The sequence below is a fragment of the uncultured Thiohalocapsa sp. genome (assembly GCF_913063425.1).
GTDB lineage: Bacteria > Pseudomonadota > Gammaproteobacteria > Chromatiales > Chromatiaceae > Thiohalocapsa.
The window spans coordinates 57,559-83,888 of sequence record NZ_CAJXYK010000012.1; the positions used below are offsets into that span (position 1 = coordinate 57,559).

The window sequence follows — 26,330 nt, forward strand, 5'->3', positions numbered from 1 at the left end:
GTTGCCATGTACCAACCAAGCTGCCCCGTCCAGGGCGCCGGCCTCGGCCTGCGGCGGGAGTTCCTTGCCGCCGCGGCCGAGCAGCCGCCCACCGCGGTGAGCTTCTACGAAGTCGCCCCAGAGAACTGGATCGGCGTCGGCGGTCGCTTCGGGCGCCTGTTCCGCACCATGACCGAGCGCTTCCCCTTCGTCTGCCACGGTCTGTCACTGTCCATCGGCTCGCCGTCACCACTCGATGAGCCTTTCGTGCACCGCGTGAAGGCCTTTCTGGACATCCACGGCATCCGCGCCTACACGGAGCATCTGAGCTACACCTCAGACGACGGTCACCTCTACGACCTGATGCCCATCCCGTTCACGGACGCGGCGGTGCGGCACGTGGCGGACCGGGTCCGACGCGTGCAGGACATTCTGGAGCGGCGCATCGCGCTGGAGAACGTCTCCTACTACGCCGCCCCCGGGCAAGCGATGCGCGAGATCGAGTTCATCAACGCGGTGCTGGCAGAGGCCGACTGCGACCTGCTGCTCGACGTGAACAACATCTACGTCAACAGCATCAACCACGGCTACGATGCCGTCGAATTCCTCGAAGCCCTGCCCGCCGAGCGTGTCGTTTACTGTCACGTGGCAGGACACTACGAAGAGGCACCGGACCTGCGCGTGGACACCCACGGCGCCGACGTCATCGACCCGGTCTGGGACCTGCTCGAGCATGCCTACGCCCGCTTCGGCGTCTTCCCCACCCTGCTGGAGCGGGACTTCAACATCCCCCCGCTGGAGCAGCTGAACGCCGAGGTCGCCCACATCGCCGCACTCCAAGCCCAACATCGAGCCCGACAGCGCCGCCCCGAGCACAGGCAGGTGGCCCATGGCTGAGCCCGTCACAGCAGCGCCGACGGGCGCTGACTTCCGTACCCTGCAGCGGGCTTTCGCGGCGCACATCCGCGACCCGGCGCATGCGCCGCGGCCGGCGGATGTGGAAGAGCGCCGCATGGCTGTCTATCGGGAGCTTTTCTTCAAGAACATCTCGGGCCTGCTCGGCGCCGCCTTTCCGGTGCTGCGCCGGATACTGTCGGATGTGGACTGGGACGCGCTGGTGCGGGACTTCATGGTGCATCACCGCGCAGCCACCCCCCTGTTCCTGGAGCTCTCGCAGGAATTTCTCGACTACCTCGGCACCACCCGTGCCGACCAGAGCACGGATGACCCGCCCTTCCTGCTGGAGCTGGCCCACTACGAATGGGTCGAGCTCGCACTGGCGGTGAGCGACGACGAGCCCGACCCCACCCACGCCGACCCCAACGGCGATCTGCTGACCGGTATTCCGGTGATCTCCCCCCTCGCCTGGAACCTGAGCTATCGCTTCCCGGTGCACCGCATCGGCCCCGACTTTCAGCCGGATGCCCCGGACGCGACGCCCACCCATCTGGTGGTCTACCGTAACCGCGCCGAGCGCATCGAGTTCCTGCAGATCAACGCCGTCACCCAGCGCCTGCTCACCCTGCTCCAGGAGGACACGCCGCGCACCGGCCGCGAGGCCATGCAGGTCATCGCCACGGAGCTGGGCCATACGGCACCGGACCAGGTCATCGCCGCTGGCGCCAGGATGCTCGCCGACCTGCGCCGGCGCGACGTCATCCTCGGCACAGGCCGCCCCAACACGACCTGACCACCCCAATTTCGCGAACAATTTCGGGGACGGTAACCCAAACCGCGACATGGCCGCGCCAAAGGGCTACACCCTGTAACGGGGACGGTATACTTAAGTCCCATCCACCGTCCGCACCCCGCACGACTAAGGGGACCCAATACGGGGACGGTAACCTTATTTGCGCGACGGCCTGCGTCGCAGAGGCCGACATCGGCGTACTCCGCCGGTAGCCAGACAAATGCCCAGCCCTGGGCAGATCGATCGAATACACGCGCATGACAAGAAGCAGCCGCAGTCCCGGTCTCTGCTGAGGAATCCTCTGCAAGTCCACGCCAAGACTGGGAGAGACCCCCGTGATCAAGCTGTTGAACAAACTCCAGGATCTGCTCGATGCCACCCGCGCCCTGGACTTCCTCGGCCCACTGGCCCTCAGGCTCTACCTCGCGCCCGTCTTCTGGGTGGCGGGGACCAATAAGGTCGTGGGCTTCGAGAACACCGTCGCCTGGTTCGGCAACCCCGATTGGGGTCTTGGACTGCCCTTCCCGACCCTGATGGCGGCGTTGGCCACGGGGACCGAGGTCGTGGGTGCCGTCCTGCTGCTGGTGGGCTTCGCGGTGCGCTGGATCAGCATCCCGCTGATGGTGACCATGCTGGTGGCCATGGTCACCGTGCACATCCAGAACGGCTGGCAGGCCATTGCCGATTCCGGCTCCGCCTTCGCATCACCCAGGCTCGGCATCTTCCAGCTCGAGGACGTGGGTCCGGCCGGCGAGCGCCTCGCTGCCGCCAAGGCGATTCTTCGCGAGCACGGCAACTACGACTGGCTGACGGAGGCCGGCAGCTTCGTGGTGCTGAACAACGGCATCGAATTCGCCGCCACCTACTTCGTCATGCTGCTCGTGCTGTTCTTCATCGGCGCGGGGCGCTATCTCAGCGTCGATCATTGGCTGGACCGCCGCTGCCGGAGCGCACATCGCTGATGCAGTGCCGCGAAAAATCCGATGCCCTCCGATCACTTGCCAGCGGTGGACTGAAGTCCGCCTGGCCCAGGGTGCCTACTGAAGTCGGCAGACCCGGGGCGACCTCGCCACTTCCGCATTGGAGCACTGGGCCGCAGGTACCGCAGGCGCCCGGGCTGCGTCGTTTGCGTTAGACTGCGCGCCGACGGACCGGTGCCGGCCGGCCCGGAGCCACAGATGTTGCACGCAGACGGAGCCCGGGACATGCCCCAGCTGACCAACCTGACCAAGAGCAAAGCGGTGCGGAATACGGCCATCGGCATCGGTGTCGCTGTGCTGGTGCCTGTGGCCGTGACCTTCCTGGCGCCTTATGTGCGACCGGCGGCACGCTCGGTGGTGAAGGCGGGTCTCCTCGCGTTGGAAAAGGGCAAAGAGACCGCGGCGGAGCTGGGCGAAATGATGGACGATCTGGTGGCAGAGGTGCGCGACGAACTGCGTGAGGAGCGCGAGGCCGCCCTCGCCGCCATGCACCGCGACACCGAGGACGGGCCGCGCGGCGGCGCCTGAGCCGTTCAGACCACCCGAGCCCGATGTGCGCACCGTGAGCGCCGCCGCCGCACGCATCGCCCACCGCAGCAGCGGCCGCCTGCGCCTGCGCCTGCCGCAGCGCCGGCACGACCTGCCCTTCTTCCTCGCGCTGTACGAGGCACTGAGCGCAGCCCCGGAGATCGACGAGGTCACGATCAACCCGGCCACCGGCAGCGTGCTGCTCTGGTTCGATCCGGTGCATGAGGCAGCCCTGCCGTCGGCCCTGAGCCGCACCGGCCTGCTGTTGCTGGACGAGGACCAGCTCCATCCGGAGCATGCCGAGCGCCACCTGTTCCACGTCTCGCTGAACGACATGCGCATCGTCGTCTTCCTGATCATGACGACGCTCTCCATCCACCAGCTGCTCAAGGGCCAACTGCTGGCGCCCGCGCTGACCATGCTGCTCTATGTCGTCGACCTTGCGGTGGGCATGCGTCTGGAGCGCGATGCCGCTGCGGGGCATGGTGCGGAGCCCGCCGCCGCCGCGGACACGGCGGGCGCCGACTGAGCCCCGGGACCGAGCCGCAGGCCGATCCGATACCCGCGCAGCACCGGCTCATCCTGTAACTGCGCGCCACACGCTGAGCCGACAGCTGCACGCCGTCACTCTGGGCCACGCAATGGGCTTCCTGTCCCGGCGGAGCCGCGCCGGCCCTGCTATCTTTGCAGGGACCATTGTGCAACCAGGAGCCGACCGCCCCGTGGGCAACCTCATCGTCACCGGCATCACCTTCGGCGTCTTCATGACCGAGGCGCTCATCCACTACAACATGGGCCAGGCCAAGGCCCGCGGCGAGTTCAAGCTCACCATGCCGCCCGCGCAGGAGCTGGCCAAGATCGCCGCCGTCACCGCCACCTTCTCCGTGGTCACCGGCCTGCTGGTGAAGGCGCTGCCGAAGAACCTGCAGTCCCAGATCTGAGGCGCCGAACGCAGGCACACACGCCTTGCGTTGCCTGCCTTCGACAACGCCGGCAGCGACGCTTTCGCAGAGGACCGGATTCAGTCAAGCGCGTTGGATTCCACCTCGCGCCGGAGTCCTTCCCCATCGGCCCAGCCCGCCGAGCGGACTCGCCGCCCTCTCACCGGACCACGGCGACAGCCGCCCGGGCAGCGCCACGTCATGACGCCGCGGCGTTCAATCTCGCGCACAAAAAATGGGGAGGGGATCAACCCCTCCCCCTTTGACAGGGACGCCGTTGTCAACTGCCGTCAGTCGTCATCTTCCTCCCGGGCCTCTTCGTCGTCGTCATCCTCATCCTCGTCCTCGTCCTCGTCCTCGTCCTCGTCCTCTCCATCGTCGTCATCGTCCTCGTCATCGTCCTTGTCCTCCTTATTTCCCTCGTCATCGACCCGGCATTGCACCAGGGTCACTGCCTCGACCATGTCGTTGGTGGGGTCTCCGTTCTCGGCCGCGTCGATGATCGCTGTCCAGGTGATCTCGTACGCACCGCTCTCCTCGCACTCAACCTCGGCCTGGAAGCCGAAACCGGTGTCCCGGCCGCCGGGTACCACGGTCCTGGTGCGGCTCTCCGGCTCGATCTCGACCTCGACACCCTCTTCATCGTCGCCCGCCACTGTCGCGGTCAGGGTCACGGTCGCCTCCTGCTCGATGGTGTCGCCATCGCCGAAGACACGCAGGCGCAGCTCTTTCTCGTCGTCGCGAAGATTCAGCTGACTGGGTACATTGATGCGGGACAGGAAAACGTCCGCACTCTTAAGGAAGGTTTCCAGCGGCGGCGCCGGATTGTCTATCCAGGCCGGGATGTCGTTGCCGTAGTCGCCTGCCTCGATCCCCACAGCCTCGACTGACACCGGGGTCATACGGATCGTGAAGGTCTCGCTCGCCACTACGTCGAAGCCGCGACCCAGATAGACGAAGTAGTCGATGTTGAGACCACCCAAATCGTCATTGACGCCAAGCTCGTACAACGGGCCAGGTGGGAATCCCGTATCCGGGTAGCGGTCGAAGTCCGGTTCTTCCTGCAACGGATTCAGTGCCCACTCCTGCAGATCGGCAAGATCGACGGGGCTGTACGCCTCATCCGGCTCGACTACACCGTCGAACACCTCACCATCGATGCCCCAGCGGTACTGCACGCCATCCCACCACGCGATCAGGCTGCCTTCGGTCGCAGGGTCACCGTCATCGTCTCGATAAATGCCCTGCGGCAGGATACCGGAGTCACCGAACCCGCCGTAACTCTCGTCGGACAGTACGCCCTGGAACGCAAGATAGCCGAACGGGTTCGGCATCGGCACATCATCGAGCGTTGTGACGCTGTTCTCAATGAGCTGCGTGACGATCAGATCGAAGTAGTTGGGCGTGGTGGCACCAACATAACCTGCCAGCGCCAACGCGCCATCGACGCGGCTGTCCCAGTAAACATTGTCGTCACTGTCGAAATACCCGCTGTCGAGCAGGCCCAGCGCCTGGACCGCGGGCGGGTAGATGCCGGCCGGGCGCTTGTCCCAGAACCCGCCGAGTGGCCTGCGCTTGTCATCGACGAAGGAGAACATCGCCGGCGAGAAGGTCGCGTATTCCTCTTCCAGCCAGATCTCCTGCGGCAGGCGCTGGCCGGTGGAGTCGACTTGGTCCGAGCACGGATTGCTGCCGACATTCGGACCTCCGCGCAGCACGTCAAAGAAGTGGTCCGGCATGCAGGGTCGCAGCTCAAAGCCAAGCGCCTTGTCCACTTCGAGCCCGGAGCCTTGCGCATCCGGGATAGGCTCAAAGGCGCCGCCGACGCCCTGTCCGAGCGCGAGGCTGAAGCCGGCAATGCGCACACCGTCGCGCTCCTCGCTCGCCGAATCCATCGCAGTGGTATTGTTCCATTTCTGCAGAGCGCGGTAGATGCGACCTGACTCCTCGACGCCGTCAAACGTCGGCAGCGAGTCGTAATTCGTGTAGGTCAACTCGGCCGGCTCGACGTTGTATACCAGGTCGATCGGCACGTCCGCCTTCAGCACGTTCATCTTGAAGCGCTTGGCAGTCCCTTGCGGGTTACTGCAGGTCTTCTCGATCATACCCAGAGGATCCTCGGGATCTGGGATTTCGTCGCCCGCGGCCATGATGCAGTTGCGCGATTTGAAACCCTCGACATCCGACTTGGACATGATACCCGGGAACGAGCCGCTGCCGTTATCGAGCTCCCAGTGGATCAAGGCGACGGCGTCATCCGGGATCTCGTTCGGCGGCATATCGCTCAGCGTCGGGTCCCACCAGGCGTTCGCAGTGGCCGCATCGGGGAAGACATAGACCACATCGTAGTCTCCGCCTTTCTCATCGGGATCGGAGCGATCCGGGTGGAATCCGGCGCGCAAGTTGACAGGGTTCAGCGCATATGTGGTCGGATGATTGACCAACCAGTCTTCCATGGTGTTGATACCGGCGGTATCAGATCTCAGCGGATAGTCCAGACGGATGCGCTTGGCATCCGGCTCCACGTATTCTGCGCTGATTGATGCGGCCGCGGTTACAAGTGTGCCGGCTATCAAAGCCGTAACAGCTTGAGTCGATAGATATCGAATCGTCACGATCGGTGTCCTCCCGCTTCAAGAGTTGTCCATCGCCGACAACATGAGTTGCCTAATCTTCATGAAACCACAACAAATCACTTCCGATCATTCGCCAAGGCGCCTCCGATTGTTCAGCCTGACACAAGTATTCACGGCACGTCAGTATCGCGTGCCCAGTCTGCTGTCACTTTGCCCTGCGACGGCAGGCTTTCGGACCATTTTGCTCGTACGTCGCCTTGGGTTTGCGCGATTGGTCTGGACGCGCCCCTGCTCCCCCAGATTCTCTTCACAAACGGAACGGCCGCGGTGCTGCGCCTGCGGCTGCACAGGTGTTTGCGCACTTGCTCTATATGCCCTGCAAAGCCGACGAGAGATTACGCAAATTAGTATATGCGGATACCTGTAGACGGACCTACCTGTTGCCGCACTGGAGGAAGGACTTGTTCCCTGCGGGCTCGTGGCTGATCTGGCGGGATGGTTTTTTTGGCGTGGTGATCGAAGACCGGGATGGCAGGTAAATGGGGGAACCTCTGACCGGTAAGCGCTGAACAGCGATCAACCGTGCGCAATTCCCCCATTGCGCTTGTTGCATCATCGACGCTCAGCGACCGTCCGTGCTCGGCTCTTCGCACATGCTTGTCGGCTTCGCCATGCTGCGACAAAGGCAACACGACGTCGCACGACTGCATCTCCAGATTCAAAAAAATAATGCTAATTCGAATGTTAGCGCAGACTGGATTGACGGCATCAGGCGATCTCTGTTGCAGGCGTCAAGTCCTCCAGCAGTCTGACAACAACCTGCTCCCGGCCCAATGATTGATACCGTCACTGGAGGAATGTTTAAGAGAACGCCGCAACTACAGCCGGGCAGTGGATCAGCGGCCATCATGACCGCCACCTCTGCGCAGGCGCGTGCTGCCGGCCAACCAGCCGTTGGTATGGGACTGGCCCGGCATCCACGCCGGGCCGGAAATGACCTGTCAGTGGCCCTATGGGCTGGCGCCACGACCGGAGATTCAGAGAATGCCCGGTCTGCCGTGAGAGAGACCCGGCGACACAGCTGCGGACGACTGCAGGAAACGAGGGGGAGCCTGGGCTGGCTTACTCATCCTTGGCCATTGCAGGCGCGACGAACCGGTCGAGCTTCTCGCCGACCAAGGCAGTCAACTCCGAGGGCTGCCGAGAGAGATCAGCACCTATGCGGATCTTGGTGTACCGCAAACAGCTCAAGAACGCCAGGATCATCTGATCGAGATCGGCAGCGTCACGATACCGTTGCACCAGCCGCCTGACGGCGAGCCCACGGCGCAGATCGTGGGGGCGCTGGGCGCCATGTGCAGCGCGGTCGCGCAAGTCGAGGCGATCCGGCTACTGATCGAAAATACGATGAACTGGGCGTGAATGGACGCAGTTTCCGCAGCCCGCGATACCAAGTTTCCTGCGTGCCATGACCCGGTTGAGCCCGCCGCGTCCAAGCGCCGTGCCATGGGCCAAGGGCGACCTGCCAAGCGTATGCCAGAGCCGATGCGATCCAGTAGACAATAAGCCGCCGCGCCGACAGGCACGCTGGTTGACCCTTCGCCGGGCGTCTGCGATCCGGCTTCTCGACGTTAGACGGTCAGATACTGCTTCACCAGTTCATCGCTCAGCTCCGGCATGGGGCCGGCGGCCATGAGCCGGCCGCGGTCGAGGATGACGAAGCGGTCGGCGACGCGGCGGGCGAAGGGGAGCTTCTGCTCCACCAGCAGCACCGTGAGCCCCAGGTCGTCGATGAGCTTGCGGATGATGTCGCCGATCTCGTGGACGATGTTGGGCTGGATACCCTCGGTGGGCTCGTCCAGGATCAGGAGCTTTGGATCGATGACCAGGGCGCGGCCGATGGCGAGCTGCTGCTGCTGGCCGCCGGAGAGGTCGCCGCCGCGGCGGCGCAGCATGTCCTTGAGCACCGGGAAGAGGTCGAAGATGTAGGCGGGCACCTCGCGCTTGCCGTCCACGCGCGCCGGCAGGCCGATCTCCAGGTTTTCCTGCACCGTGAGCAGCGGGAAGATCTGCCGGCCCTGGGGCACATAGCCGATGCCGAGCTCGGCGCGGCGCTCCGCCGGCAGCCTGGCGATGTCCCGGCCGATGAAGTCCATACTGCCTCCGCGCAGGGGCAGCAGCCCCATGATGCACTGCATCAGCGTGGTCTTGCCGACGCCGTTGCGGCCCATGACACAGGTGCACTCCCCCGCCGGAACCTCGACGTTCAGGTCCCAGAGGGTGTGGCTTTCGCCGTAGTATTGGTTCAGCGCGTTGATCGTGAGCATCGATGTATCAGCTTCCGACGGCGAATCAGCGCGAGTCATCCTCACGCAATCCTGCAATCTTCAGTCAATGCGCCTGCAGCGCTGACCTTCACTGCGAATGATCCGCAGAGCGGACCCTGCGGACATGACCCGAGCGGCTCAGGCCGGCGCCGCCTGCGGCCAATGGTCACCGAGAATCTCGTCGATGGTCCAGGGGCAAGCGGCCGGAAAGGCGTCGTAGTCGAGCGGCGTCTCTGCAACGGCAAGGTCCACACCATCGGCATAGGCCCGCTCGATGACCTGCCCCAGCCCGGCGCGCAGGCTCGGATTCTCATCCAGCAGCTGTGCCAGTGACCGGCGCTGGGTATTGATGGTCGCACGCCAGGACTTGCGGTTCGGATAGTCGGGCTGATGGCGCCACTTGAGCAGATGCCCCAGCAACACCCCGAGCCGGCTTTGCAGCGCCCGGCGCTCCCGTTTGCCCAAGTCCTCGATCTCCTCGGCGACGTGCTCGACGTCGAGCTGACTGAAGCGGCCTGCGCGCAGCAGGCGCGCCTGCTCCAGCGCCCAGGCGTAAAAGTCGGCGTCGTAGTCGCTGGCCATGCTGGCTGTTCGGGCGGTGTCGTGGTGCGGAAACCCTGGCCGGAGTCTACTCACCCAGATACACCTCCACCACCCGCGGGTCGTTCTGCACCTGGTCCATGCTCCCCTCGGCGAGGACGCTGCCCTGGTGCAGCACGGTGACGCGGCGGGCGATGGAGCGCACGAAGTCCATGTCGTGCTCCACGACGACGACGGAATGCTTGCCCTGGAGAGACAGCAACAGCTCCGCGGTGCGGTCCATCTCCTGGTGGGTCATGCCCGCGACGGGCTCGTCCACCAGCAGCAGCAGTGGGTCCTGCATCAACAGCATGCCGATCTCGAGCCACTGCTTCTGCCCGTGGGACAGACTGCCCGCCTCGCGGCGAGCGTGCTCGGTGAGGCCGATGGTCTCCAGCACCTCGTCGATGCGCTCCCGCTGTGCCGCGGTGAGCCGCGCCAGCAGCGTCGGGAAGACGCGCTTGTCGGCGGCCATGGCAAGCTCCAGGTTCTCGAACACCGTGTGGTGCTCGAACACCGTGGGCTTCTGGAACTTGCGGCCGATGCCGATCTCCGCAATCTCGGGCTCGGTGAGCCTGAGCAGGTCGATCTTCTGGCCGAAGTACACACTGCCGGAGTCAGGCCGCGTCTTGCCGGTGATGATGTCCATCATGGTCGTCTTGCCGGCGCCATTGGCACCGATGACGCAGCGCAGCTCGCCGGCGTCCACATAGAAATTGAGATGATCGATGGCCTTGAAGCCGTCGAAGCTCACGTTCAGGTCCTCGATGTACAGGATCGGGCCATGGCTCACGTCCAGCTCCAGGTCCTTGGCCTTGACCATGAAGTCGAAGGTCCGGTCCCGGCGCATGCTCTCCTTGAACTGGAGCCACGCCCGCTGCTGGGCACTGAAGTCGAAGGCGCGGTCCCGATGCAGCAGGTCGCGCCCGTTGTCGACCATCTGACTCAAGCTCAATCCTCCTGCTTCCGCCCCTTCGCCTTGACCACGAACTGGAACTGTCGGTCGCGGCGAATGGACTCCCGGAACTGCTGCCAAGTCTGGCGCTGGCCCCGAAAACTGAAGGCGCGGTCGCGGCGCAGCAGGTCCCGCGGCGTATCTTTGCTCATGCTCATGGAGTTACCTCCTTACTTCAGATCCTGCGCCTCTGCGCCGTTCACTCGAATGAACGACCGGGAAGCAGCAGATCATGCGGTTGACTTTGCATATTGCTCATGCGGCTGCGCTCTGCGCAGCCGCACCGCTGCGGCGGCGCTTCAGCTGCCGAAAGAGTCCGGCGATGCCTTGGGGCAGAAACAGGGTCACCAGCACAAAGAGGCCACCGAGGGCGAACAGCCAGGCCTCAGGAAAGGCGCCGGTGAAATAGGTCTTGCCGTAGTTGACGACGATGGCGCCGATGACCGCGCCATAGAGCGTCGCCCGGCCACCGACGGCCACCCAGACCACCAGCTCGATACTGTTCAGGGGTGAGAACTCCCCCGGGTTGATGATGCCCACCTGGGGCACGTACAGGGCGCCGGCGATGCCCGCAAGCATGGCCGAGAAGGTCCAGATGGCGACCTTGACGCGGTCCACCCGGTAGCCGATGAAACGGGTGCGGGCCTCGGCATCCCGAATGGCCACGGCCACCCGACCGAGCTTGGACGTGACGATCCAGCGGCAGGCGAGATAGCCCAGCGCCAGCGCCACAGCCGACGCGACGAAGAGCCCCACCCGGGTGCTGTCCGCCTGCAGGTTGAAGCCCAGCATGTCCTTGAAATCGGTCAGACCGTTGTTGCCGCCGAAGCCCATCTCGTTGCGGAAGAAGGCAAGCATCAGGGCATAGGTGAGCGCTTGCGTGATGATGGACAGGTAGACGCCGGTGACGCGGGAGCGGAACGCCAGCCAACCGAACACGAAGGCCAGCGCCCCGGGCACCAGCACAACCATGAGCGCCGCAAGCCAAAACATGTCGAAGCCGTGCCAGAACCAGGGCAGCGCCTGCCAGTCCAGGAACACCATGAAGTCCGGCAGAACCGGGTCGCCGTAGACGCCACGGTCGCCGATCTGGCGCATCAGGTACATGCCCATGGCATAGCCGCCGAGGGCAAAGAAGGCGCCGTGCCCCAAGCTCAGGATGCCGAGATAGCCCCACACCAGGTCCACGGCCACCGCCAGCAGCGCATAGGTCAGGTACTTGCCGAGCAGGGTCACCGTGTAGGTGCTGACGTGCAGCGGATGGCCCTCGGGCACGGCCAGATTCAGCACCGGCACCACGACGGCCACCGCAAGCAGCAGGCCGAGCATCACCTGCCCGCCGGTATCACCCTTCAACAGCGCCAATGGACCGAACCCCGCGTTCGTAAATATCGGTTGAAAACCTCGTGACACCGCTCTGCGGTGTCACGAGATGGGATCTCAAGCTCCCCCGGTTGGCGTCCCGGTCCCGGGGGCGGAACGTCCGCCAGGGCTCCCACGCTGGAGCTTGGGAGCCGGACGGATACGCGCGCTCTTCGCCCCTAGAGCCTATCCTTCAGCCGCCCGGCCCCGCTGCGGGAACAGCCCACGCGGGCGCCACTGGATGAACAGGATGATGAACACCAGCACCAGAATCTTCGCCAGCACCGCACCGGTCCAGGGCTCCATGAACTTGTTCGCCACGCCGAGCGTGAGCCCGCCCACCAGGGTGCCCCAGAGATTCCCGACACCGCCGAAGACCACCACCATGAAGGAGTCGATGATGTAGGCCTGCCCCATGTTGGGGCCCACGTTGGTGAGCTGCGACAGGGCCACGCCGGCGACCCCCGCGATGCCGGCGCCGAGCCCGAAGGTGAGCGCGTCCACCCGCGCCGAGCGCACGCCCATAGCCCGCGCCATGGCCCGGTTCTGGGACACGGCCCGCACCTGAAGACCGAGCGCCGTGCGCTTCAGCACCAGCAGCAGGGCCACGAACACCAGCAGCGCGAAGACGAAGATGTAGAGCCGGTTGAAGGTGAGCGACAGCGCCGGATTCAGCTGAAGCGAGCCGCTCATCCAGCTCGGGTTCTCGACAATGACGTTCTGCGCCGAGATGGTCGTGCGCACCAGCTGCTGGAGGATCAGGCTGAGACCGAAAGTCGCCAGCAGCGTCTCCAGCGGGCGCCCGTACAGGAAGCGGATCACGCCCCGCTCAATGGCCACGCCGAAGAGCCCGGCGACCAGAAACGCCGCCGGGATCGCCACGAAGAGCGACCAGTCGATGGCATTGGGCATGGCCAGCTGCACCAGGTAGGTGGTGTAGGCGCCGATCATGATGAGCTCGCCATGGGCCATGTTGATGACCCCCATGACACCGAAGGTGATGGCGAGCCCGATGGCCGCCAGCACCAGCACCGAGCCCAGACTCAAACCGAAGAAGACGGTCTCCAGACGGCGCATGTTCTTGACCCGCTGCGCCATGTCGGCCCGCGCCGCCTCGGCCGCCGCCAGCACGGCCGGGTCCTGCTCGGTGCCGATCAAGTCATCCAGGGCGTTACGCGCCTCCGGATAGAGGCTGGTGCCCAGCGCCTGGACCGCCGCCATACGCTCCGCCGGCGACTCGGCCTGGAGGCCGGCGACGGCCAGCGCCAGCTCGATGGCGTCGCGCACCTGGGGGTCCTCCTCCTGTGCCAGCTGCGCCCGCAGCGCCGCCACGCCGGTGTCGTCCACGTCACCCATCATCTCCTTGGCGGCGGACAGCCGTTGCGCCGGGTCCGGGCTCGCCAGCGTCAGCGCGGCGATGTCAGTGCGCAGCGCACTGCGCATGCGGTTGTTGATGGTGATCTTGCGGGCGTCGCGGCTGCCGACGCTGCCGAGGTCGTCGCCGGTGAGGGCGTCCGTGAGCGCCCAGCCGCCGCTGGTGCGCTCGGCGTAGACGATGCGGTTGTCATCGCGCCGGTAGTAGAGGTCGCCCTCAAGCAAGGCCTTCAGGAACTCCGCGGCACGGGGGTCACCGCTTGCGGCGATGTCCGCCGCCGCCTGTTCTTTGACCTTGAAGGAGCGGTCCGTGAGCTTCGCCAGGGCCGCCGCGAGGCTCGGCGGCTCCGGGCCGCTCGCCACGGCTGCTGCGTCGCCCGCGCTGTCCGTTCCCACGGCCTCGTCCGGTGTCGGGGCTTCGGCGCCCGCGGCCTGCGATGACGCCGGGGGCTGCTGCTCCTGCGCTGTTGCCGGAACCTCTGCCCCGGAGACCGCCCCCGCGCTGTCGTTCGCCGAAGCGGCCGCGGCGGCAGTCCGGTCCGTGGTCCCGGACATCGTCGCTTCGGTGTCTCGTGCGCCTGCGGCCTCCGGCTGCAGCGCTGCCTCGGCCGATGCCGATGCACCAGACTCAGCCGCCGCGTCCGTGAGCACGGACGGCTGCATCGGCGCCGACTGCTCGTCGGACACCGCACCGATGGCGGACTGCTCAAGCGTCAACTCCGGGGCCGACTGCCCCCAAGCCATGCCGCAGACAAGCATCAGCGCCGCCCACAGCGACGCCCTGCTGCACTGGCTTGGGGCGCCCGCCTGGGGCAGGTGTCCGGCACTTGCGCTCAATGGACGCGATCTACGCATCAGTGGAGGGATTCCCTGCATTGGGAGCTGTGATGACGGGAGCACTGGTCCGAAAACGGGGGCATCGGCCCAGCCGCCGGCGCCGCGCGCCGGCGAGCCGGGCTCGAACAACCGGCGCTCCCGCCGCGACGACCCACGCCGCGCCCTTACTCCGCGGCCTCGGCGCCGAGGCACTCCTCGGTCTTGGTGTTGTAGTTGCCGCAGTTGACGGGGTCGGTCCAGTCGCCCTTCAGGTCCTTCGAGCCCTCCAGGTAGTCGGACCAGGCATCGCCGGGCACCTCTTCATCGGTCTGCCAGACGACGGCAAACTGGCCATCCTCCTGGATCTCGCCGATGAGCACCGGCTTGGTGATGTGATGATTGGGGAGCATCTTGGCCGTGCCGCCGGTGAGGTTCTTGGTCTCAAGCCCCACGATGGCGTCGATGACGGCATCCGGGTCGGTGCTGCCGGCCTTCTCCACGGCCTTCACCCAGAGGTCGAAGCCGATCTTGTGCGCCTCCATGGGGTCATTGGTGACCCGGTCCTCGTCCTCGATGAATGTGTGCCAGGTCTCGATGAAGGCGTCGTTCTCGTCCGTGGGCACGCTCATGAAGTAGTTCCAGGCGGCGAGATGGCCCACCAGCGGCTTGGTGTCGATGCCGGAGAGCTCCTCCTCGCCCACGGAGAAGGCCACAACAGGGATGTCCTCGGCGGAAATGCCCTGGTTGCCGAGCTCCTTGTAAAAGGGCACGTTGGCGTCGCCGTTGATGGTGGAGACCACGGCGGTCTTCTTGCCCTCGGAGCCGAACTGCTTGATGTCGGCGACGATGGACTGCCAGTCCGAATGGCCGAAGGGCGTGTAGTTGATCATGATGTCCTCATCCGCCACACCGTTCTGCTTGAGGTAGGCCTCGAGGATCTTGTTGGTGGTGCGCGGATACACGTAATCGGTGCCCGCCAATACCCAGCGCTCCACGCCCAGCTCGTCCTTCAGATAGTCCACGGCCGGGATCGCCTGCTGGTTCGGCGCCGCGCCGGTGTAGAACACGTTGCGCGAGGACTCCTCGCCCTCGTACTGCACCGGGTAGAAGAGCAGCCCGTTCAGCTCCTCGAACACCGGCAGCACGGACTTGCGCGACACCGAGGTCCAGCAGCCGAACACCGCCGCCACCTTCTCCTGATCCAGCAGCTCGCGCGCCTTCTCGGCGAACAGCGGCCAGTCCGAGGCCGGGTCCACCACCACGGGCTCCAGCTGCTTGCCGAGCAGGCCGCCCTTCTCGTTCTGCTGCTCGATGAGCATCAGCATGGTGTCCTTCAGCGTCGTCTCGCTGATGGCCATGGTGCCGGAGAGCGAGTGCAGGACGCCGACCTTGATGGTCTCGTCGCCGGCGGCCTCGGTCGCTTCGCCTTCCTCTTCGGCGTGCGCCAGGCCGCCGCTAAGGCCGACCGTGAGGGCGGCGGCGAGCACAAAGGACTTGCGTCGTGAAATCGTGGACCACAGGGGCAAGGGGTTCCGCATAGGTTCGGGCTCCGTATCGGGTCAAGTGCGGCGGGCATTGGGGTCGCCCGCGATGGCGCCGCAATGAAAGCAAGGGCCGGGCCAAGCTGGCCGTCTGCGCTATGCCCCTGCAAGCGCGAAGACCGCCCCAGCGTGGCGCATCCCGGGCTACGATGGGCCGCACCGTTTTGGTGCAATTTGCGCACCATCCGCCGGAGAATGACCTGCACAGGTGCATGAAGCCTCAGGCCCACTCGACGGGAAGCGCGAGAACTGCGTCGAGATGGTCGGCGCCGAGCATGCCCATGAGCAGCCGGTCCAGGCCAAGGGCGACACCGCTGGTTGCCGGCACCCCTGCCTCCAGCGCCGCCAGCAGACGCTCGTCCATGGGTGTTGACACCCGGCCCAGCTCCCGTCGCTCATCGAGGTCGCGTTGGAAACGCCGGCGCTGCTCGTCCGCGTCCAGCAGCTCGTCGAAGCCGTTGGCGAGCTCCATGCCCTGCCAATACAGCTCGAAGCGACGTGCCGCCGGCGGGTTGCCGGGCTCGATGCGGGCGAGCGCTGCCTGGCTCGGGGGATAATCGTGGACGAAGGTGAGCCCATCGCGGCCAAGGTCGGGCTCCAGGCAGTGCGTCAGCAGCAGGTCGAGCCAGCCGTTGGTGTCGAGCGCCAGCAGGTCCGCATCGGCGATGCCCCGGGCTTGGGCCGCGGCCTGCAATTCGGCCGTGGTCGCCGTCCAGGGGTCGAGGCCGAGGCGGCGCCGGAACAGCTCGCGATAGCGAAGCCGCTCCACCGGCAGCTCCGGGCGCCCGACGAGGCGGCGCACCAGCACCGCCACCTCGTCCATCAAGTCCTCCAGCGAGAAGCCCGGTCGGTACCACTCCAGCATGGTGAACTCAGGATGATGGCGCCGGCCACGCTCGTCGGCACGGAAGACCTTGCAGACCTGGTAGATGGGCCCGCTGCCGGCGGCGAGCAGGCGCTTCATCGGGAATTCCGGCGAGGTCTGGAGATACCAGCGCCGGTTGCCGGTGCCGGTGAGGTCGGCGTCGAGGTGCAGCGGCTCGATGGCGGGGTCCGGGTTCGCAGCGGCGGAGAGGATGGGGGTTTCGACCTCCAGGACGCCGCGCTCGGCGAAGAAGGTGCGCAGCTCGGTGAGAAGCCGGGCGCGGGCCTCGAGGGCTGCGCGCGTGGCGAGTGGGCGCCAGTGGTGTTGCGTCACCGCGGAGCCCAGTGAGGCGGTCAGTCTTCCTTGGCGCGGGAGAGGTACTCGCCGCTGCGGGTGTCGACGCGGATCATCTCGCCCTGCTCCAGGAACAGCGGCACGTTGACCACGGCGCCGGTCTCCAGGGTCGCGGGCTTGGTGCCGCCGGTGGCGGTGTCGCCACGCACGCCGGGGTCGGTCTCGGTGATCGTCAGGATGACGAAGTTCGGCGGCTCCACGGACAGGGGTGCACCGTTGTAGAGCGTGACCTTGCACATGTCCTGCTCCTTGAGCCACTTGGCGGCGTCGCCCACGGCGGCGGCGTCGGCACCGAGCTGCTCGTAGGTCTCGGTGTCCATGAAGTGCCACATCTCACCGTCGTTGTAGAGGTACTGCAGGTCCGTCTCGTGGACGTCGGCGGCCTCCACCGAGTCGCCGGACTTGAAGGTCCTCTCCACCACCCGGCCGGTCTTCAGGTTGCGCACCTTGACCCGGTTGAAGGCCTGGCCCTTGCCGGGCTTGACGAACTCGTTCTCGACGATGGTGAATGGGTCACCATCCAGCATGATCTTGAGTCCGCCCTTGAATTCGTTGGTCTTGTAGCTCGCCATGACGCGCGTCTCCGTGATTGCGAAAGCAATCGCATATGATACCCCGAAGGCCGCCCGCCGGCCCCGGTTCGCGCCCCGGTCCGCGCTCACCCGAGTGCACCGCCGTCCCTGTTCAGCACCCGCAGGCCGAGCGCGAAGGCGAGCGTCAGCAGCCCCGCCACCAGCACCGAGCCGGGGGCCGCCCCCAGGCGCTCGAACCATTGCGTCAGGAAGTGGATGGCGCCGAATACGGCGCAAAGGTTCACGAGCCAGCGACGCCCGGCCCACCAGCCCCAGAGGCCGGCGCCCAGCAGCGCCAGCGCCCAGGTGACGGCAAAGGCGAGCGGGCTGATGGCCCATTCGGCCTCACCGAGCGCCAGCCGGTCCCCGAACAGGGAGCCCACCCAGAAGCCGAGGTTCACCAGGAAGACGCCGGTGCGGGCGGCACTCAGCGCCAGCCCGGAGCTGCTCGCCGGCAGGCGCAGATGCAACAGGAAGGCGAGCCCGGCGAACAGCGTGAAGGCGAGCACCGTCAGCGCCGGGGCGTCCACGCCGAGCAGGTAGCTCGCGTCGAAATAGCCCGCCCTGGCGCCGAGCGCGGAGGCCAGCGCCAGCACCGCGAGCACCACCAGCAGGTGGCTTCGCACCAGCACCCCCGGCACCGCCAGCAGCAGCGCTGCCGCCACGAAGGCCGCCGGCGCCCCTTCGGTAGCCAGCACCAGCCCTCCCGCCGTGAGCAGCGTACCGACGAAGACCCAGAGCGTCGCCACGAGCCGCCAGGCGGATGCGCCGAAGCAGGCAAGGGCGAGGCCGAGCGCGGCCACTGCCAGTCCCACTGCCATGGCCGTCTGCGGTGCCGGCAGCAGCGCAATGCCCGCGCCCGCCACGGCCACGACGCCGAGCCCCGCCAACAGGCCGTAGGCCAAACTCGCGGTCTCCTGCGCGGCGTGCCGGCGCAGACGTGCGTGCTGCCGGGCGCTGATCTCGCCGTCGGCGAGCAGCCGGTCGAGGTCCAGCAGGGCCTTCATCGCGAGCCTGTGTGCGAGCCTGAGTGCAAGCCTGAGTGCGATCCGGCGCCGCCGCCGGGCGTGCGCGCCCTCAGCCGCCGGTGAGCCGGTAGAGGTTCAGGTCGGCGGCGAACGCCAGCATGGTGTCAGGCATGGACTCCGGGCTGCCGCCGTTCAGCGCCGCGGTGAAGAGCTGCTTCAGGGCCGCGTTGGCCGCCGGTACCTCGCCCACGAAATAGCCATGTGCCTCGCCGACGCCTTCGGCATGGGTAACATCGACATAGAAGGCGTTGGCGGCCACGAGGTTCTTGACGTAGTGCCCGAGGCGCGGCAGCTGCTCCTCGCCCGGCTTGCGCCGCGACCACTTGAGCGCAAAGTCCTCCTCGTTGATGAAGACGTAGACGCGGTTGCGCACATCCAGCGCCTGCACCCAGGACTCGTGTCCGCTGTTGTTGGCGTCCGCCGCCACCAGGCAGACGTTGTCGAAAATCAGCGCCCGGGCGCCGGCCATGCTCGGGCGCAGCGCATACTTGAGCACATAGTTGCCCATGCTGTGGCAGACGAGGCTGAGCTTGGTGGCGCACTGCTCGCTGCAGAGCTTGGCATACAGGGCCTGAGTGCGGTCGGGGTTGTCCGGATGGCGCTCGGCGGCCTTGCGGCGCAGCGTCTCGCGCATGCCCGCCGTGAGCGTTTCGTGGAAGAACTGCACCTTCTCGAAGAAGCGGTTCAGCGCGTCCATGGAGGCCCGGGCATCCTTCTTGTCCCGGCGGTAGGCGACGGTACCGCTGACCAGACCGCCGCCGTTGGCGGGCCAGCTGAACACCAGGCAGATGACGCCGTGGTCCGCCTCGATCTGCGCCGCCGTCTCCACCACATCGCGGATATCGTTGTTGTAGCCGTGCACATAGACGACGAGATTGCGGCCCGTGGTCTGGGTCTGCTCGTACAGCTCGCAGGCCACCTGAAGACTCGCATGCCGGACCTCGCTCGGGTCGATGTCCAGGTTCCACTGCTCCTTGAGCGCGCGGGCCTCGCGCACCAAAAGCTCGTCCTTCAGGGTCTCGGCGGTCCAGTCGTTGCCGTCATGCTCTACACGTACGATGCGCAGCTCATTGGGGCCGTCGCGGTTGGGCCGCTTGCCGAAGATATCGAGGTCCTCGGGTGCGCCGGGCTTGGTTTCGCGCACTTCACGGTTGGTGACCACGTACATGCAGGTGTCCTCCTGGACAAGCAGATGAGCCGGCGCCTCCATTCGGAGCCGCCATTCACGACGCACGCAGCCGGACTTTGCGCAGACCACGCGCGGAGGCCGCCGGCACGAGAGTCAGCTGCAAACGATCAACGCCAAGTATAGGCAGCCCGTCGAAGGGCGTGCATGCCGGGCAGCCGCCCCCCTGACCAGGGCACCCGGTCCCCCGATACAGCGCTCCTGTATAACCCGGCTCAGTAGCCGTAGCCGCCGCTTTCGATGCGCTTGATGCGGCCGTCTTCGATGGTGATGCGCTGGATGAAGCGCCGCGGACCGAAATTGTAGGTCCAGATCTCCACGGGCACGCTGTCATAAGCGGTGATGGTGCGGCCCTGCACCCGGTCGTAGATCTGGTAGGGGATCTTGCGCTCGGTGGTCTCCCGCAGCGTCGGCTCGCCGCAGGTCTTGAGCAGCTTGAAGGTGCTGTCGCCCTCGCTCACGACATTGGTGCCGCAGCGCAGCGCCTGGGCCGGCGCCGCGACGGCGAGGCAGAACAGCAGGACAAGGCACCGATGCATAAGGGTCACCCGCGCCCGGCAGGCGCCGGCAGGGGCTTGCCGGTCACGGGGAGATGCAGTCTGGGTGGGTCGCATGACAGGCATGGGCTATTCGTAACGGACTTCCAGCACCTCCAGCTCGCGCTTGCCGCCGGGTGCATCCACCAGGGCCACATCGCCCTCGCCCTTGCCGATCAGGCCCCGGGCGATGGGCGAGCTGATGCTGATCTTGCCCTGCTTGATGTCCGCCTCGTCGTCGCCGACGATGATGAAGGTGTGCTCCTCGTCCTTGTCCACATCGAGCACGTCCACGGTGACGCCGAAGACCACCTTGCCCGTGCGCGGCAACTGCGACACATCGATGATCTGCGCATGCGAGAGCTTCCCCTCGATATCCTTGATGCGGCCCTCGACGAAGCCCTGCTGCTCGCGCGCGGCATGGTACTCCGCATTCTCCTTGAGGTCGCCGTGGGCCCGCGCCTCGGCGATGGCCTCGATGATGCGCGGACGCTCGATCTTCTTCAGGTGCTCCAGTTCGGCGCGCAATTGCTCAGCGCCCCTGGCCGTGAGAGGTACCTGGCTCATCTGTGAAATCCTCTTCCGCGCCACGGTACGTCTGCGAGCCGCGGCGTGCTGTTTGGGTTGCGTTCGGAGGTGCTCCGGCGCCGAGTGCCGATGCCGTTGACAGGCCGGCTGTTGCGAGCTGGCAGTCACGGGCCGGCCGCGCCGGCTGCAACGGGCAGCCCGGCGCGATCCCGACCTTGCAGCGCGCCGGACGCGTGAGAGGGCCTTAGCCTAGCGCCGGCACCTGGGTCAGTAAAGCGCCTGTAACGGACTCACGTTCAGCAGATCGCCCTGGCGCAACGCCATGCAGGTGGCCTCCGCCCCCGCGATGGTGGTGGTGTAGCTCACCTTGTGCTGAAGTGCCGCGCGGCGGATCTCGGCGGAGTCGGCGATGGCCTGGGCGCCCTCGGTGGTGTTGACGATGAAGGCGATCTCGTCGTTCTTGATCATGTCCACGATGTGCGGGCGCCCCTCCTTGACCTTGTTGACACCGACGCAGTCCATACCGGCTTCACGCACCGCCCGCGCGGTGCCGTGGGTGCCGTAGAGGGCGAAACCGAGCTCGCGCAGCACCCGCGCCACGGCCACCACCCGCACCCGGTCCGCCGCACGCACGCTGAGCATGGCCTTGCCGGGCTTGGGCAGCGATTGCCCCGCCCCCTCCACGGCCTTGCCGAAGGCCTCGGCGAAGCTGCCGCCGATGCCCATCACCTCGCCGGTGGACTTCATCTCCGGACCCAGCACCGTGTCCACACCGGGGAATTTGACGAAGGGGAACACGGCCTCCTTGACGAAACAGCGCGGCGGCGTGACCTCCTGCTCCAGCCCCTGCTCGGCCAGGCTGCGGCCGGCCATGCAGCGGGCACCCACCTTGGCGAGCGGGACACCGATGGACTTGGAGACGAAGGGCACCGTACGCGAGGCCCGCGGATTCACCTCCAGGATGTAGATGTCATCGTCCTGGATGGCGAACTGGGCGTTCATCAGACCCCGCACGCCGAGGGCGAGCCCGAGCTGCGTCATCTGCTCGCGCAGGCGCTGCTGCACGGCCCCGGACAGGGTGTACGGGGGCAGCGAGCAGGCGGAGTCCCCGGAGTGCACGCCGGCCTGCTCGATGTGCTCCATGATGCCGCCGATGAGTACCCGCTCGCCGTCGCAGACCGCGTCCACGTCCACCTCGATGGCATTGTCCAGAAAGCGGTCCAGCAACACCGGAGCCGCATTGGAGACGCTGACGGCATTGCGGATGTAGCGGGCCAGCTCCAGGTCGTCGTAGACCAGCTCCATGGCGCGACCGCCGAGGACGTAGGACGGGCGAACCACCAGTGGATAACCGATGGCGGCGGCCTGCTCCATGGCCTCGCTCTCGCTGCGGGCGGTGGCGTTCGGCGGCTGCTTCAGGCTCAGCTCGTGCACCAGGCGCTGGAAGCGCTCGCGGTCCTCGGCCAGGTCGATGGAGTCCGGCGAGGTGCCGATGATGGGCACGCCGGCGGCCTCCAGGTCCCGCGCGAGCTTGAGCGGGGTCTGCCCGCCGTATTGCACAATGACGCCGAGGGGCTGCTCCACGGCGACGATCTCCAGCACGTCCTCCAGGGTCAGCGGCTCGAAGTAGAGCCGGTCGGAGGTGTCGTAATCGGTGGAGACGGTCTCCGGGTTGCAGTTGACCATGATGGTCTCGAAACCGTCGTCACGCAGCGACAGCGCCGCGTGCACACAACAGTAGTCGAACTCGATGCCCTGGCCGATGCGGTTCGGCCCGCCGCCCAGGACCATGATCTTCTGCCGGCTCGACGGCGCCGCCTCGCACTCCTCCTCGTAGGTGGAGTACATGTACGCGGTTGCGGAGGCGAACTCCGCGGCGCAGGTGTCCACCCGCTTGTACACCGGGCGGATGCCGTGCTCGTGGCGCAGCCGGCGGATGCCGGCCTCGGTGCCGCCCACCAGCTTGGCAAGGCGCTTGTCCGAGAAGCCGCGGCGCTTCAGCATCCGCAGCCGTTGCGCGTCCAGCCCCGCGCTGCCCGCGGCCTTCACCTCGCCCTCCAGCGCCACCAGCGCCTCCACCTGGGCCAGGAACCAGGGGTCGATGCCCGATAGGGCCTGGATCTCGTCCAGCGGCCAGCCGAGGCGCATGGCGTCGGCGAGGTAGAAGATCCGGTCCGGCCCGGGCTGGCGGATCTCGCGCCGGAGGATGTCGGGGGCCTTGGGATCGGCCGGATTGATCACCGGATTCAGGCCGTCGCGATCCGTCTCCAGCCCGCGCAGGGCCTTCTGCAGGGACTCCTGGAAGCTGCGACCGATGGCCATGACCTCGCCCACGGACTTCATCTGCGTGGTGAGGCGCGAGTTCGCCAGCGGAAACTTCTCGAAGGCGAAGCGCGGCATCTTGGTGACCACATAGTCGATGCTCGGCTCGAAGGAGGCCGGCGTGGCACCGCCGGTGATCTCGTTGCGCAGCTCGTCCAGCGTGTAGCCGACGGCGAGCTTGGCGGCCACCTTGGCGATGGGAAAGCCGGTGGCCTTGGAGGCCAGCGCCGAGCTGCGGGAGACGCGCGGGTTCATCTCGATGATGATCATCCGCCCGTCTTCCGGATTGATGGCGAACTGCACGTTGGAGCCGCCGGTGTCCACACCGATCTCGCGCAGCACCGCCAGAGAGGCGTCGCGCATGATCTGGTATTCCTTGTCGGTGAGCGTCTGCGCCGGGGCGACGGTGATGGAATCGCCCGTGTGCACCCCCATGGCGTCGAAGTTCTCGATGGAGCAGATGATGATGCAGTTGTCCGCATGGTCGCGGACCACCTCCATCTCGAACTCCTTCCAGCCCAGCACGGACTCCTCGATGAGCAGCTCGCTGGTGGGCGAGAGGTCCAGGCCGCGGCGGCAGATCTCGTCGAACTCCTCGGCGTTGTAAGCGATGCCGCCGCCGCTGCCGCCCATGGTGAAAGACGGGCGGATGATGGCCGGGAAGCCCACCTGCGCCTGCACCTGCTGCGCCTCCTCCAGGCTGTGGGCGATGGCCGAGCGCGGCAGGCCCAGACCGATGCGGCGCATGGCCTGGCGGAACAGATCCCGGTCCTCGGCCTTGTCGATGGCCTCCCGCGTGGCGCCGATCATCTCGACGCCGAAGCGCTCCAGCACGCCCTCGCGGGCCAGGTCCAGGGCGCAGTTGAGCGCGGTCTGGCCGCCCATGGTGGGCAGCAGTGCGTCCGGGCGCTCGCGCTCGATGATGCGCTCCAGCACGCGCCAGTTGATGGGCTCGATGTAGGTGGCATCGGCCATCTCCGGGTCGGTCATGATGGTGGCCGGGTTGGAGTTCACCAGGATGACCCGGAAGCCCTCCTCCTTCAGCGCCTTGCAGGCCTGCGCGCCGGAGTAGTCGAACTCGCAGGCCTGGCCGATAACGATAGGCCCGGCGCCGATGATGAGCACGCTGTGGATGTCGGTGCGCTTTGGCATGACCGCTGGCTTGGCTGTCTGTGTTCACTGACCCGCTGCACCATCGGTCCCGGTCGCAGTGGGCGCAGGGGCTGACGGTTGCGGCGGCGAATGGCTTATTCCGGTGCGGGCGAATCAGGCGCCGCAGAGGCACGTGGTCGCTGTCATCCCGGGTGTGCGTCCGGCGGCCGCGGCATCACTGCCGCTCGGCCATGGCCGCGATGAAGGCATCGAACAGCGGTGCCACATCGTGCGGACCTGGACTCGCCTCCGGATGGCCCTGGAAGCTGAACGCGGGACGCTCGCGATGGCGGATGCCCTGGAGCGAGCCGTCGAACAGCGAGCGATGGGTCGCCGCCACCGCCGCCGGCAGCGTCGACTCGTCCACCGCGAAGCCGTGGTTCTGGCTGGAGATCATGACGGTGCCCGTCGCCAGGTCCACCACCGGGTGGTTCGCACCATGGTGCCCGAACTTCATCTTCACGGTGCGGGCGCCGCAGGCGAGACCCAGCAGCTGGTGCCCGAGACAGATGCCGAACAGCGGAATCTCCGCGTCCAGCAGGGTGCGGATGGCCTTGACGGCGTAGTCGCAGGGCTCCGGGTCGCCCGGGCCGTTGCTCAGGAAGACGCCGTCCGGGCGCAGCGCCAGCACCTCCGCCGCCGGGGTCTCGGCGGGCACCACCGTAATGCGGCAGCCGCGTGCGGCGAGCATGCGCAGGATATTGCGCTTGATGCCGTAATCGTAGGCGACGACGTGGAACCGCAGCGACGGGTCGTCCGCCGCGACGGGCGCCCCCTGCCCCAGCTCCAGCGACCACAGGCCGGCGGTCCAGCTGTACGTGGACGCAGTGGTGACCTCCCGCGCCAGGTCCATACCGGCGAGCCCCGGAAAGGCCCGCGCCGCAGCCAGCGCCGCCGCCTCGTCAATGCCGCCGCCCGCCTGCAGACAGCCGTTCTGGGCGCCCTTCTCGCGCAGGATGCGCGTGAGCCTGCGGGTGTCGATGTCGGCGATGCCGGGGACGCCTTGGTCGCGCAGGTACGCAGGCAGGTCCTGCGTCCGGCGCCAGTTGCTGGTGCGCGCCGGCACGTCCCGGACCACCAGCCCCGCCGCATGCACGCGGGCGGACTCCTCGTCCTCGTCGTTGACGCCGGTGTTGCCGATGTGCGGATAGGTGAGCGTCACCAGCTGACGGGCGTAGGACGGGTCCGTCAGGATCTCCTGGTAGCCCGTCATGGCCGTGTTGAACACGACCTCGCCGACGGCCTCGCCCGCCGCACCTGTGGAGACGCCGCGGAAGATCGAGCCATCCTCCAGAACCAGAACGGCGGGTTGGTGCAACGGGGACCTCCGGGCGAAGCGTGGGCGAGCTGTGGGTCGGCCAATGGGGCGCACTATGACGCAGGCGTCTTCGCGGTGCCGGCCATCCCGCCTGTCACCGTGCCGAGCCGCAGCGTCGTGCCAAGAGTGCGCTGCCGCCCATGCCGGCGCAGGGGACAGCGCTCGCGAGATACTAATGGATGCCCCAGATGCTGTCCACGCGCCCCGCCGGCTGTGTCCGCCTGCGGGCGACGGCGCACGACAGCGGCGGGCCGGACATGGGCTGCCCGGGGGCAGATGCAGCGGGACCGCCTGACGGGCCTGCGGCTGCGAGAGGCCCGCAGCCGTGACCGCGCCCCGCCGGCTGGGCCGCCGCTAGAGATACGGCTGCATCCAGCGCACCAGCTGTGCCGTGTCCATGGCGCCCGCCTGGCGCGCCAGCTCCCGCCCCCCGCGAAACACCGCGAGCGTCGGAATCGAGCGGATGCCGTGGCGCATGGCAAGCCCCTGCGCCTCCTCGGTGTTCACCTTGGCCAGTCGGGCGTTGGGCTCCAGGCGTGCGGCCGCGGCCTCGAAGGCGGGCGCCATCATCCGGCATGGGCCACACCAGGGCGCCCAGAAGTCCACCAGCACCGGCACATCGCTGCGGGCGATGTGGCGCTCGAACCGCGCCTCGTCCAGCGCCACCGGGTGGCCGTCGAACAGGGGTCGATGGCACTTGCCGCAGGCAGGCCCCTGGGTCAGCCGTGCCCCGGGGACCCGGTTGACGGCATCGCAATGCGGACAGACGAGGTGCAGCGGATCGGCCATGGCGCTCTCCTCCGGGCAGTTTCCTCTGGTCA

The 26,330-nt window shown here is 66.9% G+C and carries 24 protein-coding genes; 6 read left to right on the plus strand and 18 right to left on the minus strand.

The window, feature by feature from the left end; all coding sequences use genetic code 11:
* Nucleotides 1–6 precede the first annotated feature (6 nt).
* From QZ607_RS08860 to QZ607_RS08885, 6 genes are all read left to right on the plus strand, one after another.
* Complete coding sequence (locus QZ607_RS08860) at nucleotides 7–876, plus strand: DUF692 domain-containing protein (protein ID WP_295881964.1); 870 nt, start codon at nucleotides 7–9, stop codon at nucleotides 874–876.
* Entirely contained in the window at nucleotides 869–1,669 is an 801-nt protein-coding gene (locus QZ607_RS08865) for a DUF2063 domain-containing protein (protein WP_295881965.1), read from the plus strand. The genes QZ607_RS08860 and QZ607_RS08865 overlap by 8 nt, the downstream gene beginning before the upstream one ends.
* A gap of 335 nt (nucleotides 1,670–2,004) precedes the next feature.
* Nucleotides 2,005–2,631: a DoxX family membrane protein gene (locus QZ607_RS08870; protein WP_295881967.1), complete on the plus strand. Its 627-nt coding sequence runs from the start codon at nucleotides 2,005–2,007 to the stop codon at nucleotides 2,629–2,631.
* 243 nt (nucleotides 2,632–2,874) lie between these two features.
* Nucleotides 2,875–3,177: a DUF5132 domain-containing protein gene (locus QZ607_RS08875; protein ID WP_295881968.1), complete on the plus strand. Its 303-nt coding sequence runs from the start codon at nucleotides 2,875–2,877 to the stop codon at nucleotides 3,175–3,177.
* Between the two features lie 25 nt (nucleotides 3,178–3,202).
* Nucleotides 3,203–3,706, plus strand: coding sequence for a hypothetical protein (locus QZ607_RS08880; RefSeq protein WP_295881969.1), 504 nt, complete (start codon nucleotides 3,203–3,205; stop codon nucleotides 3,704–3,706).
* 193 nt (nucleotides 3,707–3,899) lie between these two features.
* A complete protein-coding gene (locus QZ607_RS08885; RefSeq protein WP_295881970.1) occupies nucleotides 3,900–4,118 on the plus strand; it encodes a hypothetical protein in 219 nt (72 codons plus the stop codon).
* 290 nt (nucleotides 4,119–4,408) lie between these two features.
* On the opposite strand, the gene QZ607_RS08890 is transcribed toward QZ607_RS08885, so the two are convergent.
* The 18 genes from QZ607_RS08890 to trxC all read right to left on the minus strand — a co-directional run bounded on the left by QZ607_RS08890 (nucleotide 4,409) and on the right by trxC (nucleotide 26,298).
* Nucleotides 4,409–6,733: a choice-of-anchor F family protein gene (locus QZ607_RS08890; RefSeq protein ID WP_295881972.1), complete on the minus strand. Its 2,325-nt coding sequence runs from the start codon at nucleotides 6,731–6,733 to the stop codon at nucleotides 4,409–4,411.
* Between the two features lie 1,083 nt (nucleotides 6,734–7,816).
* Nucleotides 7,817–8,068, minus strand: coding sequence for a hypothetical protein (locus QZ607_RS08895; RefSeq protein ID WP_295881974.1), 252 nt, complete (start codon nucleotides 8,066–8,068; stop codon nucleotides 7,817–7,819).
* A gap of 257 nt (nucleotides 8,069–8,325) precedes the next feature.
* Nucleotides 8,326–9,021: an urea ABC transporter ATP-binding subunit UrtE gene (gene urtE, locus QZ607_RS08900; protein ID WP_295881976.1), complete on the minus strand. Its 696-nt coding sequence runs from the start codon at nucleotides 9,019–9,021 to the stop codon at nucleotides 8,326–8,328.
* 138 nt (nucleotides 9,022–9,159) lie between these two features.
* On the minus strand, nucleotides 9,160–9,603 hold the full coding sequence (locus tag QZ607_RS08905; protein WP_295881978.1) for a DUF29 domain-containing protein: 444 nt from the start codon (nucleotides 9,601–9,603) through the stop codon (nucleotides 9,160–9,162).
* Between the two features lie 46 nt (nucleotides 9,604–9,649).
* On the minus strand, nucleotides 9,650–10,450 hold the full coding sequence (gene urtD, locus QZ607_RS08910) for an urea ABC transporter ATP-binding protein UrtD (protein WP_295882070.1): 801 nt from the start codon (nucleotides 10,448–10,450) through the stop codon (nucleotides 9,650–9,652).
* Between the two features lie 101 nt (nucleotides 10,451–10,551).
* Complete coding sequence (locus QZ607_RS08915; protein ID WP_295881980.1) at nucleotides 10,552–10,713, minus strand: hypothetical protein; 162 nt, start codon at nucleotides 10,711–10,713, stop codon at nucleotides 10,552–10,554.
* A 97-nt stretch (nucleotides 10,714–10,810) separates the two neighbouring features.
* Nucleotides 10,811–11,884: an urea ABC transporter permease subunit UrtC gene (gene urtC / locus QZ607_RS08920; protein ID WP_295882072.1), complete on the minus strand. Its 1,074-nt coding sequence runs from the start codon at nucleotides 11,882–11,884 to the stop codon at nucleotides 10,811–10,813.
* A gap of 219 nt (nucleotides 11,885–12,103) precedes the next feature.
* Nucleotides 12,104–13,846 (minus strand): urea ABC transporter permease subunit UrtB, encoded by a 1,743-nt coding sequence (gene urtB / locus QZ607_RS08925; RefSeq protein WP_295881982.1) that lies wholly within the window; start codon nucleotides 13,844–13,846, stop codon nucleotides 12,104–12,106.
* A gap of 446 nt (nucleotides 13,847–14,292) precedes the next feature.
* A complete protein-coding gene (gene urtA, locus QZ607_RS08930) occupies nucleotides 14,293–15,645 on the minus strand; it encodes an urea ABC transporter substrate-binding protein (RefSeq protein ID WP_295881986.1) in 1,353 nt (450 codons plus the stop codon).
* Nucleotides 15,646–15,868: 223 nt separating this feature from the next.
* The gene (gene epmA / locus QZ607_RS08935) at nucleotides 15,869–16,846 is read right to left on the minus strand and encodes an EF-P lysine aminoacylase EpmA (RefSeq protein WP_295881987.1); all 978 of its coding nucleotides are present in this window, start codon (nucleotides 16,844–16,846) and stop codon (nucleotides 15,869–15,871) included.
* A 20-nt stretch (nucleotides 16,847–16,866) separates the two neighbouring features.
* Nucleotides 16,867–17,439: an elongation factor P gene (gene efp, locus QZ607_RS08940; protein WP_295881989.1), complete on the minus strand. Its 573-nt coding sequence runs from the start codon at nucleotides 17,437–17,439 to the stop codon at nucleotides 16,867–16,869.
* Between the two features lie 86 nt (nucleotides 17,440–17,525).
* Entirely contained in the window at nucleotides 17,526–18,446 is a 921-nt protein-coding gene (locus QZ607_RS08945; protein WP_295881991.1) for a hypothetical protein, read from the minus strand.
* A 70-nt stretch (nucleotides 18,447–18,516) separates the two neighbouring features.
* On the minus strand, nucleotides 18,517–19,635 hold the full coding sequence (locus tag QZ607_RS08950; protein WP_295881993.1) for an alpha/beta hydrolase: 1,119 nt from the start codon (nucleotides 19,633–19,635) through the stop codon (nucleotides 18,517–18,519).
* A gap of 233 nt (nucleotides 19,636–19,868) precedes the next feature.
* Entirely contained in the window at nucleotides 19,869–20,192 is a 324-nt protein-coding gene (locus tag QZ607_RS08955) for a DUF2845 domain-containing protein (RefSeq protein ID WP_295881995.1), read from the minus strand.
* Between the two features lie 87 nt (nucleotides 20,193–20,279).
* Nucleotides 20,280–20,756, minus strand: coding sequence for a transcription elongation factor GreA (greA, locus tag QZ607_RS08960; RefSeq protein WP_295881996.1), 477 nt, complete (start codon nucleotides 20,754–20,756; stop codon nucleotides 20,280–20,282).
* Between the two features lie 228 nt (nucleotides 20,757–20,984).
* Nucleotides 20,985–24,191 carry a carbamoyl-phosphate synthase large subunit gene (carB, locus tag QZ607_RS08965; protein WP_295881998.1) on the minus strand — a complete coding sequence of 1,069 codons (3,207 nt, stop codon included), beginning with the start codon at nucleotides 24,189–24,191 and terminating at the stop codon, nucleotides 20,985–20,987.
* Nucleotides 24,192–24,366: 175 nt separating this feature from the next.
* Nucleotides 24,367–25,509, minus strand: coding sequence for a glutamine-hydrolyzing carbamoyl-phosphate synthase small subunit (carA, locus tag QZ607_RS08970; RefSeq protein ID WP_295882000.1), 1,143 nt, complete (start codon nucleotides 25,507–25,509; stop codon nucleotides 24,367–24,369).
* Nucleotides 25,510–25,863: 354 nt separating this feature from the next.
* A complete protein-coding gene (gene trxC, locus QZ607_RS08975) occupies nucleotides 25,864–26,298 on the minus strand; it encodes a thioredoxin TrxC (RefSeq protein ID WP_295882002.1) in 435 nt (144 codons plus the stop codon).
* Nucleotides 26,299–26,330 lie beyond the last annotated feature (32 nt).

Bases quoted from the DNA above. Each gene is read 5' to 3' on its own strand.
- efp (WP_295881989.1), bottom strand. From the start codon at position 17,439: ATGGCGAGCTACAAGACCAACGAATTCAAGGGCGGACTCAAGATCATG.
- QZ607_RS08905 (WP_295881978.1), bottom strand. From the start codon at position 9,603: ATGGCCAGCGACTACGACGCCGACTTTTACGCCTGGGCGCTGGAGCAG.
- trxC (WP_295882002.1), bottom strand. From the start codon at position 26,298: ATGGCCGATCCGCTGCACCTCGTCTGTCCGCATTGCGATGCCGTCAAC.
- urtC (WP_295882072.1), bottom strand. From the start codon at position 11,884: ATGCTCGGCCTGCTGCTTGCGGTGGCCGTCGTGGTGCCGGTGCTGAAT.
- QZ607_RS08860 (WP_295881964.1), top strand. From the start codon at position 7: ATGTACCAACCAAGCTGCCCCGTCCAGGGCGCCGGCCTCGGCCTGCGG.
- urtE (WP_295881976.1), bottom strand. From the start codon at position 9,021: ATGCTCACGATCAACGCGCTGAACCAATACTACGGCGAAAGCCACACC.
- urtD (WP_295882070.1), bottom strand. From the start codon at position 10,450: ATGCGCCGGGACCGGACCTTCGACTTCATGGTCAAGGCCAAGGACCTG.
- urtB (WP_295881982.1), bottom strand. From the start codon at position 13,846: ATGTCCGGGACCACGGACCGGACTGCCGCCGCGGCCGCTTCGGCGAAC.
- urtA (WP_295881986.1), bottom strand. From the start codon at position 15,645: ATGCGGAACCCCTTGCCCCTGTGGTCCACGATTTCACGACGCAAGTCC.
- greA (WP_295881996.1), bottom strand. From the start codon at position 20,756: ATGAGCCAGGTACCTCTCACGGCCAGGGGCGCTGAGCAATTGCGCGCC.
- carB (WP_295881998.1), bottom strand. From the start codon at position 24,191: ATGCCAAAGCGCACCGACATCCACAGCGTGCTCATCATCGGCGCCGGG.
- QZ607_RS08875 (WP_295881968.1), top strand. From the start codon at position 2,875: ATGCCCCAGCTGACCAACCTGACCAAGAGCAAAGCGGTGCGGAATACG.
- QZ607_RS08955 (WP_295881995.1), bottom strand. From the start codon at position 20,192: ATGCATCGGTGCCTTGTCCTGCTGTTCTGCCTCGCCGTCGCGGCGCCG.
- QZ607_RS08945 (WP_295881991.1), bottom strand. From the start codon at position 18,446: ATGAAGGCCCTGCTGGACCTCGACCGGCTGCTCGCCGACGGCGAGATC.
- QZ607_RS08915 (WP_295881980.1), bottom strand. From the start codon at position 10,713: ATGAGCATGAGCAAAGATACGCCGCGGGACCTGCTGCGCCGCGACCGC.
- QZ607_RS08865 (WP_295881965.1), top strand. From the start codon at position 869: ATGGCTGAGCCCGTCACAGCAGCGCCGACGGGCGCTGACTTCCGTACC.
- QZ607_RS08950 (WP_295881993.1), bottom strand. From the start codon at position 19,635: ATGTACGTGGTCACCAACCGTGAAGTGCGCGAAACCAAGCCCGGCGCA.